This window comes from Bradyrhizobium sp. SZCCHNS30572, from assembly GCF_032484415.1.
Taxonomy (GTDB): Bacteria; Pseudomonadota; Alphaproteobacteria; order Rhizobiales; family Xanthobacteraceae; genus Bradyrhizobium.
Map to the genome: position 1 here is coordinate 202,332 of NZ_JAUESY010000003.1, position 13,469 is coordinate 215,800.

The 13,469-nt window shown below is 66.4% G+C and carries 10 protein-coding genes; 4 read left to right on the forward strand and 6 right to left on the reverse strand.

Annotation, left to right across the window (positions count from 1 at the left end; translation table 11 throughout):
- Nucleotides 1–73: 73 nt before the first annotated feature.
- Complete coding sequence (locus tag QX048_RS09200; RefSeq protein ID WP_316169254.1) at nucleotides 74–1,009, reverse strand: LysR family transcriptional regulator; 936 nt, start codon at nucleotides 1,007–1,009, stop codon at nucleotides 74–76.
- A gap of 108 nt (nucleotides 1,010–1,117) precedes the next feature.
- On the opposite strand from QX048_RS09200, the gene QX048_RS09205 reads away from it, so the two are divergent.
- Nucleotides 1,118–1,531 carry a hypothetical protein gene (locus QX048_RS09205; protein WP_316169253.1) on the forward strand — a complete coding sequence of 138 codons (414 nt, stop codon included), beginning with the start codon at nucleotides 1,118–1,120 and terminating at the stop codon, nucleotides 1,529–1,531.
- Between the two features lie 413 nt (nucleotides 1,532–1,944).
- On the opposite strand, the gene QX048_RS09210 is transcribed toward QX048_RS09205, so the two are convergent.
- Entirely contained in the window at nucleotides 1,945–3,282 is a 1,338-nt protein-coding gene (locus tag QX048_RS09210) for an MFS transporter (RefSeq protein WP_315827710.1), read from the reverse strand.
- Between the two features lie 450 nt (nucleotides 3,283–3,732).
- On the opposite strand from QX048_RS09210, the gene QX048_RS09215 reads away from it, so the two are divergent.
- Both QX048_RS09215 and QX048_RS09220 read left to right on the forward strand, forming a co-directional pair.
- A complete protein-coding gene (locus QX048_RS09215) occupies nucleotides 3,733–4,758 on the forward strand; it encodes a histone deacetylase family protein (RefSeq protein WP_315714255.1) in 1,026 nt (341 codons plus the stop codon).
- A 224-nt stretch (nucleotides 4,759–4,982) separates the two neighbouring features.
- On the forward strand, nucleotides 4,983–6,416 hold the full coding sequence (locus QX048_RS09220) for a lysophospholipase (RefSeq protein WP_315827711.1): 1,434 nt from the start codon (nucleotides 4,983–4,985) through the stop codon (nucleotides 6,414–6,416).
- Nucleotides 6,417–6,429: 13 nt separating this feature from the next.
- Here the strand turns inward: QX048_RS09220 and ppsA are convergent, their stop codons facing one another.
- Nucleotides 6,430–8,883 carry a phosphoenolpyruvate synthase gene (gene ppsA, locus QX048_RS09225; RefSeq protein ID WP_315714257.1) on the reverse strand — a complete coding sequence of 818 codons (2,454 nt, stop codon included), beginning with the start codon at nucleotides 8,881–8,883 and terminating at the stop codon, nucleotides 6,430–6,432.
- A gap of 174 nt (nucleotides 8,884–9,057) precedes the next feature.
- Between ppsA and QX048_RS09230 the strand changes: the two genes are divergently transcribed.
- Nucleotides 9,058–10,185, forward strand: coding sequence for an SbmA/BacA-like family transporter (locus QX048_RS09230; RefSeq protein WP_315714258.1), 1,128 nt, complete (start codon nucleotides 9,058–9,060; stop codon nucleotides 10,183–10,185).
- Here QX048_RS09230 and QX048_RS09235 read toward each other — a convergent pair.
- The 3 genes from QX048_RS09235 to QX048_RS09245 are packed head-to-tail and all read right to left on the reverse strand — an operon-like array spanning nucleotide 10,145 to nucleotide 13,425.
- A complete protein-coding gene (locus tag QX048_RS09235) occupies nucleotides 10,145–11,083 on the reverse strand; it encodes a 1-phosphofructokinase family hexose kinase (RefSeq protein WP_315827712.1) in 939 nt (312 codons plus the stop codon). The two genes, QX048_RS09230 and QX048_RS09235, sit on opposite strands and share 41 nt — an antisense overlap.
- Nucleotides 11,084–11,089: 6 nt before the next feature.
- On the reverse strand, nucleotides 11,090–12,070 hold the full coding sequence (gene glk, locus QX048_RS09240) for a glucokinase (protein WP_316191976.1): 981 nt from the start codon (nucleotides 12,068–12,070) through the stop codon (nucleotides 11,090–11,092).
- Nucleotides 12,071–12,072: 2 nt separating this feature from the next.
- Entirely contained in the window at nucleotides 12,073–13,425 is a 1,353-nt protein-coding gene (locus tag QX048_RS09245) for a GH1 family beta-glucosidase (protein WP_315714391.1), read from the reverse strand.
- Between the last annotated feature and the right edge of the window lie 44 nt (nucleotides 13,426–13,469).

A 13,469-nucleotide genomic window follows, 5' to 3' on the forward strand; every position in this document is an offset into this window, starting at 1 on the left:
GTCCCCGATTTCCCCTCCCAAGCCGGCTGGCGTCCTACGCGCCGACCGCTGAGCCCAACTGACGGCCGACGCCTCATCCCGATTTGTCGCTGAACGCGGCGGGAAGCGTAGCGAGGAACGCCATGACGCGCTGCGTGCGCAGCGGCGGCCGGCGGTCCGAGGTGCGCAGCATCCATAGGGGCTCCGCCGGCGCGCGCCACGGCTCAAGCACTTCGACGAGCCGACCTGTGCGCAAGTCGTCGTGGACGAGCCATGCCGGGCCCCAGCCAATGCCGAACCCATTCGCGATCAAAGCGACCGAAGCGTGCGCGTCGTCGCAAATGTGCTTGGGCTTGGGCGCGACGCGAACGAGTTTTTTGCCGCGTGGGTCGGTGAAGCGCCAGGTCAGGATCTGCCCGCTCGCGGGATTGCGGAAGCCGACGTGGCCATGTTCGGAAAGCTCGTATGGAGTCGCCGGCGCACCGCGCGCGTTCAGATAGGCGGGCGAGGCGCAAGCGATCCAGGAGAACGTGCAAAGCCGCCGCGCCAGATGACCGGGCGCGCGATCGAGGGGTCCTGAGCGGATGGCGATGTCGACGCCTTCCGCCGCGAGATCAAGAATCTCGTTGCGGAATTTGATCTCGATCTCGATTTCGGGCCGCTCCCGCAGGAACGCAGGCAGTCGCGGCAGGATGCAGGCACGCGCGAACGAGGCGGGGGCGGTCACTCGCACCCGTCCGCCATCGTTACGCGCGGCTTCGCTGAGCGCGGATTGGACGCGATCGAGACTGTCGGCCAGCGCGCGTCCCGCCGCCATCAGCCGCTCGCCCTCTTCGGTCAGCGCCAGCGAATGGGTCGTGCGGTGCAAAAGCCGTATTCCGCGAGCCTGTTCGAGGCGGGCGACCGCCTTGGACATCGCCGAGGTGGTCGTCCCCGCTCGCCGCGCGGCTTCGGCGAAGGAGCCCGCCTCGACGACGCGGACGAAGGCGAGGAGGCGCGAGAGGTCGGGAGGCAAGGCCGTTGTGGACATCCAGTCCACATAGTCATGGCGGCGTGGTCGCTACAAGAGGCCGTTCCGATGGGCCAAATGGGGAGCGTCAGCGCGCATGCTGCGCCGCTAGAAACCGCGAGAAGTCCCATGCACCCCATCGAAATCACGCTGCAAGCCCTCGACGTCGCCGAGCGCGCGATTCGCCCCGGCCAGCCGGTCTACATGCTCAATCTGTTGCGCTACCGCGCGTATGCGCGTTACGAGGACGGCTTCGACGCCGCGCCCTGTTCGGGCCGCGAAGCCTTTAACGAACGCTATAGACCGGCCTTCCGGCGTCTCGCAGCCGGTAAGCCGCTGGTGCGGATGTTTTCCGGGCCGGTTCTGGCGAGCCTGGTCGGCCCGCAAGGCGAACGCTGGGACGAAGCGGCGATCAATGAATACGGCGATTTCGCCGCCTTCCGCTCGATCGTCGACACCGAGACCTACCAGCGCGAAGTCGCTCCGCATCGGCGCGCGGCGCTCGAGGATTTCCGGTTGTTCGCGCTCGCCAAGGCGATGTGAACGCCTTGAGGCGGCGGCCTCATGCATTTGCCTTAACCAAGCGTGACGCTCCGACGAGCCCGGGAATCCGTTCCACCGATGGCAAGAATTGGTGTCGCGGGCCCCGGGATTTGGACTTGTTCATCGGCATTTGGGCTACCCGCCGATAGAAAACAGGGATTCCGAAATAGTGGGTCTAGCGATGTAGCGGACCCCTGCTATCAATGTTCCCCGCGTTCCCTTTTTGCTGGGCTCAACATGTCTGTCCGCTGATCGGCGGGTTGAGATGGTGAGACCGTGTCCGTTTCCACGGGTCCGGGTTGCTTCTGATGGCTGTCGCGCGTCGCCCTGGAATGGCGGCGAGGCGCCGACAAAAAAACGGCGGCCGGGGGGCCGCCGTTGGAGTCGAGACCACGCGACGCTAAGCGTGGTGCTCAGGAGGTTCGGAGCTGGACGCGCTGGATCTTGCCGACGATCAGCAAGTAGGCGCACGCCGCGACCAGGGCGTTGAGGCCGACGAACACCAGCGCGCCGTTGAAGGAGCCGGTGGCCGACAGGATGTAGCCGATCACGATCGGCGTCGTGATGCTGGAGAGGTTGCCGAAGGTGTTGAACAGGCCGCCGGAGACGCCGCCGGCTTCCTTCGGCGAGGTGTCGGAGACGACCGCCCAGCCGAGCGCGCCGATGCCCTTGCCGAAGAACGCCAGCGCCATCAGGCCGACCACCAGCGCCTGGCCGTCGACATAGTTGCAGCCGATGATCGCCATCGACAGCAGCATGCCGCCGACAATCGGGATCTTGCGGGCGAGCGTCAGCGATCCCGTCTTGCGCAGGATGGCGTCGGAGATGAAACCGCCGAGCACGCCGCCGATGAAGCCGCACAGCGCCGGCAGGGTGGCGACGAAGCCGGCCTGCAGGATCGAGAGGCCGCGCTCCTTGACGAGATAGACCGGGAACCAGGTCAGGAAGAAATAGGTCAGCGTGTTGATGCAGTACTGGCCGATATAGACGCCGAGCATCATGCGGTTCGACAGCAACTGCCCGATATGCGACCAGGTCGGACCACCGGACGCGGCCTTGCCGTCGCGCGCGCCCTCCATGTCGATCAGCGCGCCGCCGTCCTTGATGTAGTCGAGCTCGGCCTGGTTGACGCTCGCGTGCTCCTTCGGCCCGTACATGGTCCTGATCCACGTCAGGCCCATGAGAATGCCGAGCGCGCCCATCACGGTGAAGACGTGGCGCCAGCCGAACGCATGCGCGATCCAGCCCATCAGCGGCGCGAAGATCACGGTCGCGAAATACTGGCCCGAGTTGAAGAAGGCCGACGCCGTGCCGCGCTCGTTGCTCGGAAACCAGGCGGCGACGATGCGGGCATTGGCCGGGAAGCTCGGCGCTTCGGCGAGACCGACCAGGAAGCGCAGCGCGAACAGCGCGGTGACCGCGGCGGCGCCGGAGAAGAAGCCGATCCAGCCCTGCATCATGGTGAAGATCGACCAGATCACGATGCTGCAGGCATAGACCCAGCGCGAACCGAAGCGGTCGAGCAGCCAGCCGCCCGGCACCTGCGCGAGCACATAGGACCAGCCGAAGGCGGAGAACACATAGCCCATCGCGACGGGATCGAGATGCAGCTCCTTGGACAGCGAAGGTCCTGCGATCGACAAGGTCGCCCGGTCGGCGTAGTTCACGGTCGTGACCAGGAACAGCATGGTCACGATGAATAGCCGCACGCGCGATCGGCGCAATTCGGCCGTGGTTACGATTGCGCTCATGCGCTCCACCTCTCTTGTCACGTTCCTCGATGACTGTCCTAGAGGAGAGGGAGGGCCGGGGTCCAAACCGAAGCCTGTATCGATCGATCCAAATTTTGGATCAATCCCGGGGTCTCCATGCCGGACAAAGGCGCTCTTTCGTGAGCAGCCGCGGCGTGCGACGCATGAGCCGATCAGGCTTGCACGTCGAGGTTTTGCAGATTTCGTCGCGCATTCCGACGGCCGTCGCGGCAATCGCCAGCATGCGGATCTCTCCTCACGTCCACCGCGCTTCGCGCCAGATCGCCCGGATCCCGGCGAACCCGCTGCCGGCAAGATGCGAGGCGCAGCGTTCCGTTCCGCCGGTTGGAAGCTGCGGGCACGGACCAACGGACGTGCGAACCATCTGTGCTTGTATCGGCTGCGACTGCGTGCACAATCGTCGGTGCAAGCGAACAGGAGCCACTGCGCGTGAAGGCCGTCTACACCGAGCTGCATCGCAGCCATGATCCGCAATTCTATCTGGTGCGCGGCGTCGTCAAGCGCACCACCGAGCAGCCCGAGCGGGCGGATCGTCTGCTTGCGGGATTGAAGGCCGGCCATCACGAGGTGGTCGCGCCGCTTCATTTCGGCCAGGAAGCTCGCGCGCGCGTGCACAGTCCGGAATACCTCAGTTTCCTGGAAGAGGCTTGGGACGCTTGGGCCGCGCTCGGCGATGCCGGTGCGGAGATGATCCCGAACATCCATCCCGTTCGCAATGCCGCCACCTATCCGACGCACATCGTCGGGCGGCTGGGCTGGCACACGACCGATACCTCGGCGCCGATCGGGCCGGGGACGTGGGAAGGCGCCTGCGCCGCGACCGACGTGGCTGCGACCGCGGCGCAACTGCTGCTCGATGGCGAGGATGCGGTGTACGCGCTGTGCCGGCCGCCGGGCCACCATGCCTATCGAGACATGGCCTCGGGCTTCTGCTTCTTGAACAACTCCGCCATCGCGGCCGCGCATCTGCGTCAGCGCTACGAGCGCGTCGCCATCCTCGACGTCGACGTCCATCACGGCAACGGCACGCAGGGCATCTTCTACGAGCGGCCCGACGTGCTCACCATCTCGATCCACGCCGACCCCACGCATTACTACCCGTTCGTCTGGGGCTATGCGCATGAGCGCGGCGCAGGCGCGGGGCTTGGCGCCAACCTCAACATTCCGCTGCCGCTGAAGAGCGGCGACGACACCTATCTCAAGGCGTTCGAGACCGCGGCCAAGACGATTCATGCGTTCGCGCCCGGCGCGCTCGTGGTGGCGCTCGGTCTCGATGCCTCCGAGCACGATCCGCTCAAGGGGCTCTCCGTGACGACGCCGGGTTTCCGTCGCATCGGCGGCGCGATCGCGCGGCTCGGCCTTCCCACGGTGTTCGTGCAGGAGGGCGGCTATCTCTCGGACATTCTTGGGCAGAACCTGACCGCAGTGCTCGGAGGTTTCGAGGCCGCGCGGTAGGCCATCATCTCTTCCTCGCGATCTCTTCTTGGTGTGTACCCCAGAACGCCATCGCAAATCATTCGCATGGCGGCATCTGACGTGTGGAGGCGAGCCGCGACGCGACCACTCGAGGCTCGACGGTGCAGGCGACCGTCGAAACATCCGGCTCCAATTGCTGCACCATTTAGCAAGTGCTAGGCTTTGTGAACTACCCTCGGCTGTAGGCGGCTCGGAGGGACGTGATGAAGCGGCGAATGATCGGCCTGGAGACCCTGGTCACGGGATCCGAAGAGGCGTTGGCTCCGCCGAAGTCCAAGCCAACCGGGCCGGAGCTCAGCTCTGCAGCCTCGGCCGGCCGGCCATCCCGCCGAAGGCTGCTGGCCTCAGCCGGCCTTGGCCTCGGCGCTGCGGCCTTGTCGTTCTCCGCCGGCCCGGCTGTCGCGCAGCCACGTGACGGCGCAAGCCTCGGCCAGCCGGTGCGCGTCAGCAAGGATCGGCTCGATGCGCTCGCAGCGAAGCTCCACGCCGTCTTCAATGAGCACAATATCTTGCCGCCATTCTCGGCCGACAAGCACGGGGCGCGGGTCGACGTCGAACTGCGTCGGCTGACGACCTACACGCGCATTCCCGGCACCGGTGAGCGCGTCAAGGTCAGCGGCCTGCTCGCGCTGCCCGCCGATCACAAGGGCGCACTGCCGGTCGTGTCGTGGCAGCACGGCACCATCCTGTCGTTCGACCAGGTCCCGTCCAATCTCGTCAAGCTGGCCGATCCGAACTACGAGCCGCGCGACAATGTCGATTCGATCGAGACGCTGTTCAACGTCCAGCGCCTTGTCGGCAACGGCTTTGCGTTGATCGCGGCCGACTATCTCGGCAAGGGACCGTATCGCCAGGGGCGAGGCGAGGCCTATGCGGTGAAGGACGCGACCGTGCAGTGCTGCCTGGACGTGCTGAGCGCGGGTCTGCTCGCGCTCGATCATCTCCGCCTGCGAAAGTCCGGGCTGTTCCTGAACGGCTGGTCGCAGGGTGCCTTGAACACGCAATGGCTGCGCCAGGAATTGCAGCGGCGGCGCGTCGCGGTGGCGGCGAGCGCCACGCAGAGTCCGTTCAACAATCTTGCGGATTCGATGCGCTATTGGGTGTCGGCCCAATCGGGCAGCGCGTCGACCGACAGCACCTATCCGAAGCAGCCGATCTGGATAACGCCCTGCGTCATCGTCCTCCTGGGCAGCTATCGCCAGTATTACCGGCTCGGCGACCTGTTCAAGACTGCGATCAAGCCGCAGCACCTCGCGCTGGCCGAGAAATACTGGGCCGACTACAGCATGGACGAGGCGTTCAGCAAGTCGGTGCCGCAGCCCTCGGACCTGCTGGTCGACGGCTTCTTCGAGCGCTTCACCCACGAGACCAACAGCCGCTTCCTCCGTCGTCTGGCCGGCAATAGCTCGACCTATTGGGACTATGACGCCCCGATGCGGTTCTATTACGGTCTTCTCGACGAGGCGCTACCGCCGAGCCTCGTCAAGATGCCGCTGGCGGCCGACGGCCGCTTTGCGCAAGGCATCGCGGTCACCGGCGCCAGCCATCGCGGCACGTTCCTGGCAAGCCTGTATGGCGGCGGCGACGTCGTCGGCGGCGCTTCGACCGTGCTGGACTTCTTCAAGAGCAGCTCCTGAATTTCGGCCATGATCAGCTTGCCAGCGCTTGCGGCGTGTGGGTCGCGAGCTCCCGCTCAGCGGTACGGACGATCTCCATGGTGCGCACGATGCTCGCCGGATTGACGCTGATCGAATCGATGCCGAGTTCGGCCAGATAGCGCGCGACTTCCGGATAGTTTGCCGGCGCCTCGCCGCAGATGCCGACATGGCGATGGTTGCGGTGCGCGCCCTCCACCGCCATCCGCAGCATCGCCAGCAGGCCGGGATCGCGCTCGTCGAAATCGAACGCGACGATGTCGGAGTCGCGGTCGACGCCGAGCGTGAGCTGGGTGAGATCGTTGGAGCCGATCGAGAAGCCGTCGAAATGTTTGGCGAACTCATCGATCAGGATCACGTTGTTCGGGATCTCGCACATCATGTAGATTTCGAGCCCGTTTTCGCCTCTGACGAGGCCATGCCCGGCCATCGCCGCGATCACCTTGCGTGCCTCCTCGACCCGGCGGCAGAACGGGATCATGATCTTCAGATTGGAGAGCCCCATCGTGTCGCGCACGCGCTTCATCGCCGCGCATTCCAGCGCGAAACCGGCGGCGTAGGCGGGATGCGCATAGCGCGAGGCGCCGCGGAAGCCGAGCATGGGGTTCTCTTCCTTCGGCTCGAAATCGGAGCCGCCGATCAGGCTGGCATATTCGTTGGTCTTGAAGTCCGAGAGGCGCACGATCACCGGCCGCGGGTGGAATGCCGCGGCGATGGTGCCGACGCCTTCCGACAGCCGCTCGACGAAGAAGTCGGCGGGCTTCTTGTAGCGCGCGGTCAGGCGCTTGATCGTCGCGCGGTCCTTTGCCGCGGTCACCTTTGCGGGCGTCGCCAGCGCCATCGGGTGGATGCCGATCGCCTGGTTGATGATGAACTCCATGCGGGCGAGGCCGACGCCATCGTTCGGCAGCAGCGCGGTCTTGAAGGCCAGTTCGGGATTGCCGAGATTGACCATGATCTCGGTGCGCGGCTTCTCCAATCTGTCGATCGCCAGGCGCTCGACATCGAACGGCAGTGCGCCGTCGTAGACATGGCCGGCGTCGCCCTCCGCGCAGCAGACAGTGACCGTCGTTCCGGTCTTCGCGCGCTTGCTGAAATCCTCCGTGCCGACCACGGCCGGCACGCCGAGCTCGCGAGCGACGATCGCGGCATGGCAGGTGCGGCCGCCATGATCGGTGACGATCGCCGCCGCGGTCTTCATCACCGGCTCCCAGTCCGGACTGGTCGACGCGGCGACCAGCACCTCGCCGGGGCGGAACGCGTTCAGATCCTTGGGAGTGCGGATCAAGCGGATCTTGCCGGTGGCGATCTTTTCGCCCACGGCGCGGCCGGTTGCCAGCGTTCTGCCGGTCTTCTTCAGAACGTAGGTCTCGATCGCCTCGGGCCGCCGCTGCGAGGCCACCGTCTCCGGCCGCGCCTGGATGATGTAGAGCGCACCGTCGCGACCGTCCTTGGCCCATTCGATGTCCATCGGCGTCGGCCTGCCGGCCTTCTGCGAGTAGTGCTCCTCGACTACGATGGTGGCCTGCGCGAGCTCCAGCACGTCGGCATCGCTGATGCAGAATTTCGCCCTGTCAGCCGGCGGCGTCGCCTCGGTGCGCGTCGTCGGGCCACGGCTGCGCGCGCCGGCCTTTGCGCTGGCTTTGGCATAGACCATCCGCTTGTCCTTGGCGCCGAGCCGGCGCGACAGCACGCTGCGGAAGCCGGCCGCGAAGGTCGGCTTGTGGACGTAGAACTCGTCCGGATCGACCGTGCCCTGCACGATGGTCTCGCCGAGGCCGTAGACCCCGGTGATGAAGGCGACGTCGCGAAAGCCGCTCTCGGTGTCCAACGAGAACATCACGCCGCTCGCGGCGCGGTCCGAGCGTACCATCTTCATCACGGCCACCGACAGCGCGACCTTGTCGTGGTCGAAGCCGTTGTCGATGCGGTAGGAGATCGCGCGGTCCGTATAGAGCGAGGCGAAGCAGCGGCGGCACGCCTCGAACAGGTCCTTGGCGCCGCGAATGTTGAGAAAGCTCTCGTGCTGGCCTGCGAAGCTCGCATTCGGCAGGTCCTCGGCGGTGGCCGAGCTGCGCACGGCAACCGCGACGCCGCGGCCATACTCCTGCTCCAGCTGCTTGTAAGCCTCTGCGACCTCGTGGCGTAGATCGTCACGGTCGGTCGCCGCGAACACGATCGCGCGCGCCTTCGCCGCGCGTTTGGCGAGATCGGCGATGCGGCGCTTGTCGAGGCCGGCGAGCAGCTTGCGCAGCGCGTCGTCGGCGCCGGTCGCGCGCAAGGCGTCGCGATAGGCGGCGGCCGTCAGTGCGAAGCCGTTGGGTACGCGCACGCCTTGCGACGCCAGCGCCGAATACAGCTCTCCGAGCGAGGCCGTCTTGCCGCCGACGCCGGGCACGTCCTCGATACGAAGGTCCTTGAACCAGCGGATGTAGCCGGGTGCCGTCATCGGTGATCTCCCGCATCGCAGCGCGAACTTCAGTTTGTCGCGGCGGGCGGCGACTGCCTTGCGCAAGATCAAGCAAGGCGCTTCGCGAGCCCCTTAAATCGCGGGATGACAACGGTTCCACCATAGGCGAGGATGTTTGTTAAGACCCATCAATCGTACCCATCCGGATCACCAATGATCTCCGACGACGAGAACGAGGACGGCAATCGCGAATGGTCGCGGTTCTGGCTCACGGCGCGGCAATTCTGGCTCGGATCGACGGCATGGCGGGTCTGGCTGCTCTGCGTCGCCCTGATCGTCCTCGTGGTGCTTCAGCTCTACGTGCAGTTTCGGTTCAATTACTGGAACAGGGATTTCTTCGACGCATTGGAGGGCCGCGATCCGACGCGGCTGCGGCAGCAGGCCGTTCTGCTCATTCCGCTTTGTCTGGCGAGCGTCGTGCTGGCGATCGTCTCGGTGTGGGGCCGCATGGTGATGCAACGCAACTGGCGGCAATGGTTGAGCGCCAAGGTGATCAACTACTGGGTCGAGAACGATCGCTATGCGCGGCTCGCGACGGTGCAGGGCGATCTGAAGATTCCGGAGTATCGTATTGCCGAGGATGTCCGCATCGCCACCGATGCACCGATCGACTTCGTGGTCAGTGTGATCTCCTCGCTGCTGACGGCGGTCGTGTTCGTCCAGGTGCTGTGGCAGGTCGGCGGATCCATCGGCTTTGCCGTGGCCGGGCACCAATTGTGGATTCCAGGCTACCTGGTGGTCAGCGTCGTCATCTATTCCGGGCTGGTGACCGGGGCCATGCTGTGGGTCGGTTCGCCACTCACGCGCGTCATCCAGACCAAGAACCAGGCCGAGTCGGAGCTGATCACCGCAGCCCATCACTTGCGCGACATCGGCGAAGGCATCGCGCCCAAGCAGGAAGAACGCAGCGTCGTTGCCGGGCTGTGGATGGCGCTCGACCGCACGATCCAGCAATGGAAGCGGCTGTGCTGGCAGCTGATGCGCAACACCCTGGTGTCTCATCTGAATACGCTGCTCGCGCCGATCATCGGCCTCGTGCTGTGCGCGCCGAAGTTCCTCGGCGATCAGATGACCCTGGGCGAACTCACCCAGGCAGCCGCTGCGTTCACGCTGGTGCAGGGGTCGTTCAATTGGATGGTGGACAATTTCAACCGCCTCGCAGAGTGGATGTCGTCGCTGGAGCGCGTCGGCGGGTTGCTGCTCTCGCTCGATCGGCTCAACGGTGATGCGGCGAGCGATGTCACGCCGTCTCAAGCCGCACGTCAGCCTGCAGACGGCTGACGTCGGCGGGATCGGACAGCGCGGTGCCGGTGCGCAGCAGCGCCGCGGCACCTGCGGCGACCGCAAAGCGAAACGCGTCGTCCAGCAACTCGCCCGCGGCGAGCTTCGCGACCAATGCGCCGAGAAAACTGTCACCGGCGCCGACTGCGTTGACCGGCACCATCGTCAGCGGCTGAGCGCGCAGCACGCGGTCGCGGGTGACCAGCAGGGCGCCGAGATGACCCATGGTCAGCGCGACGGTGCCGGCCTTGCCGCTCGCGACCAGCGCGTGGGCGGCTTTCTCCCACGCCGTGGCATCGGGCAGCGCGCCGCCGACCAGCTCTTGCATCTCGTGCAGCGACGGCTTCATCAGGTCGATGCCGCCGGCTACCGCCGCGGCCAAAGCTGGCCCCGAGGTGTCGAGCACGAATTGCGCGCCGCGTGACCGTGCAAGCGTCGCAACGCGCGCATAGAAGTCGGTCGGCACGCCGCGCGGCAGGCTGCCGCTGCCGACGACGAAGCGGGGAAACGGATCCTGGGCTGCGAGCAAGGCAAGGCCGGCCTGCCATTCGGCCTCGGTCAGCGTCGGACCCGGCAGGATGAAGCGATAGGGCTGGCCGCTGACGCGCTCCTGGACGAAGAAGTCCTCGCGCGTGTCCTCGGCCGTCGCCCAGGTGCGGCTGGCGACGCCTTCCTTCTCGACGAGCTGCTTCAGCAGCAGGCCGGTCGGACCGCCGACCGGATAGAGCGCGGTGACGTCGCCGCCGAGGCGGGCGATGACACGGGCGACGTTGATGCCGCCACCACCGGGATCTCGCTGTTGCGTCGTGCCGCGCAGCTTGGCCACCGGCACGATTTTCTCGACGGTCGTCGAGATGTCGACGGCCGGGTTCGGCGTGATCGTGACGATGTCGCTCATTCGATCTCAGTGGGTCGGGGAGCCGCCGCTCGCGGTGATGCCGGCCTCGAAGAACGATTTGAGACCGAGGAAGCTGATGTCGGGCTTGATAACGAGATGAACCGGGATCGGACGCAGATAGCTGTCATAGCGCCCCTTGCCCTCGAACTGCCGGCGGAAATCGGATCTGGCAAAGTAGTCCGGAAACCGCGGCGGGATGCCGCCGGCGATGTAGACGCCGCCGCGGGCGCAGAAGGTGAGCGCGAGGTTGCCGGCGACGGCGCCGAGCCAGGCGCAGAACATGTCGAGAGTCGCGCGGCTGGTGGCGCAACTGCGGTCCAGCGCGGCGTGAGTGATCGCTGCGGCATCGCGCGGCGGCACCGTGACCCCGTCGACCGCGGCAATGGCCTGATAGACGTTCGCAAGGCCCATGCCCGACAGCGCACGCTCGATCGAGACATGGCCGAAGCGCTCGCGCATCTTGGCGAGCACGGCGGCCTCGCGCGCCGTCGTCGCCGGCAGCGTGGCATGGCCGGCCTCGGTCACGGCAACCGTGGGACGGCCTTCTGCCGGGAGATAGCACGCGGCGCCGAAGCCGGTGCCGGGGCCGATCACCAGCATCGGCGCGCCGTCGACCGCGGCGCTTCCGCCAAGCGGAAACAGGTCGTCGGGATGCAGCGCCGGCAGCGACCAGCCGACCGCCTCGAAATCGTTCAGGAGCTTGGCCGAGCGCAGCTTGAACCGCTCCGCCAGCTCGGCGCCGTCGATCACCCAGGTCGAGTTGGTGAGCATGCCGCGATTGCGCTCGATCGGGCCGGCGATGTCGAGCACGGCCGCGGTGGGCGGGCCGCCGGCGGCGTGTCGCAACAGGAAGTCGGTGATCGCGTCCGTGATGGTCGGGAAGTCGGCGACCTTGAGATGCGCGACCTCGCCGATGACGTGGCCGTCAAGCAGCGCGAACCGCGCATTGGTGCCGCCGATGTCGCCCAGAAGAACGCGTTCGCTCATCCTCACTCTTCCGCCCGGTTGTGCCGCCCGGCGGGATCGTCGGATACCCGGTGAGCGGCAATCATGTTCGAATACCACCGCGCCGACGCCTTGGGAATGCGGCGCTGGGTGGCGCGATCGACATAGACAATGCCGAAGCGCTGCGAATAGCCCGCTCCCCATTCAAAATTATCCAGGAGCGACCAGACGAAATAGCCGCGCACGTCGGCGCCCGCCGCGATCGCCTGTTCCATCGCGGTCGTATAGGCCTTGAGATAGCCGATCCTGCCGTCGTCCTGGATGCAGCCGGATGCATCGACGGTGTCATTGGCCGCCGTTCCGTTCTCCAGCACGTAGATCGGAAGCCGGAACCGGCTGTGGATGTCCAGGAGCGTATCGCGGAACGCCTCGGGCACGACGGGCCAGCCGATTGCGCTGCGCGGCACTGCCGCGGGAGGCGCTCCGAAGCTGGCGCCCATCAGGTTGCTGCCCGCCTTGATGTAATGCGGCGAATAGTGATTGAGCCCGAACCAGTCGACGGGGCGCGCGATCTGCGCCATGTCGCCGGGTGCGATATAGGGCGCGACGGCGTCCTGGAGCTCCGGCGGGTAGCAGGCAAAGGCCTGCGGAAACGGGAAGGCATCGTTCCAATAGGCGGCGAGCCGCAAGGCGGCCGCGGCGTCCTCCGCACTGTCGCTCGCAGGGTAGCAGGGCTGCCGATTGTGGATGGCGCCGATCGAGGCGCCGGCCACGTCCCTGCGCAGCACGTCGACGGCGCGGCCATGGCTGAGATTGACGTGATGAATGGCCTTGTGCAGGGCCGCTCCGTCGGCGATCCCCGGCGCGTGCCAGCCGAGGCCGTAGCCGAACAGCGTGAACACGCAGGGCTCGTTGAAGGTGGCGAAGCGCTTGACCCGGTCGCCATAGCGCCGCGCGACCAGCGCGGCATAGTCGGCGAACCAGCCGACGATGTCGCGGTTCTGCCAGCCGCCGAGCGCCTCCAGCGCCTGCGGCAGGTCCCAGTGGTAGAGACAGAGCCACGGCTCTATCTCAGCGGCAAGCAGGGCGTCGATGAGGCGGTCGTAGAAGGCGAGGCCGGCTTCGTTGGCCGCGCCGCGGCCTTGCGGTAGCAGCCGCGGCCAGGCGATCGAGAACCGATAGGCATTGAGGCCGAGATCGCGCATCAGCGCCACGTCCTCCGCGTAGCGATGATAGTGATCGCAGGCGGTCTCGGCGGTGTCGTTGTGGCTCACCCGGCCGGGGGCGCGCAGATAGACATCCCAGATGCTGTCGGCGCGACCGTCGAGGTGCGCCGCGCCCTCGATCTGGAAGGCCGAGGTCGAGGCGCCCCAGAGAAAGCTCGGACGGATGGTCATGATCGAGATGGGCCCTTGCGTTGTTGCGATCAGCCGCATGATGA

Excerpts from the sequence above, each read along its gene's own strand:
- QX048_RS09200 (WP_316169254.1), bottom strand. The coding sequence starts at position 1,009 with ATGTCCACAACGGCCTTGCCTCCCGACCTCTCGCGCCTCCTCGCCTTC.
- QX048_RS09205 (WP_316169253.1), top strand. The coding sequence starts at position 1,118 with ATGCACCCCATCGAAATCACGCTGCAAGCCCTCGACGTCGCCGAGCGC.
- QX048_RS09210 (WP_315827710.1), bottom strand. The coding sequence starts at position 3,282 with ATGAGCGCAATCGTAACCACGGCCGAATTGCGCCGATCGCGCGTGCGG.
- QX048_RS09220 (WP_315827711.1), top strand. The coding sequence starts at position 4,983 with ATGAAGCGGCGAATGATCGGCCTGGAGACCCTGGTCACGGGATCCGAA.
- ppsA (WP_315714257.1), bottom strand. The coding sequence starts at position 8,883 with ATGACGGCACCCGGCTACATCCGCTGGTTCAAGGACCTTCGTATCGAG.
- QX048_RS09230 (WP_315714258.1), top strand. The coding sequence starts at position 9,058 with ATGATCTCCGACGACGAGAACGAGGACGGCAATCGCGAATGGTCGCGG.
- QX048_RS09235 (WP_315827712.1), bottom strand. The coding sequence starts at position 11,083 with ATGAGCGACATCGTCACGATCACGCCGAACCCGGCCGTCGACATCTCG.
- glk (WP_316191976.1), bottom strand. The coding sequence starts at position 12,070 with ATGAGCGAACGCGTTCTTCTGGGCGACATCGGCGGCACCAATGCGCGG.
- QX048_RS09245 (WP_315714391.1), bottom strand. The coding sequence starts at position 13,425 with ATGACCATCCGTCCGAGCTTTCTCTGGGGCGCCTCGACCTCGGCCTTC.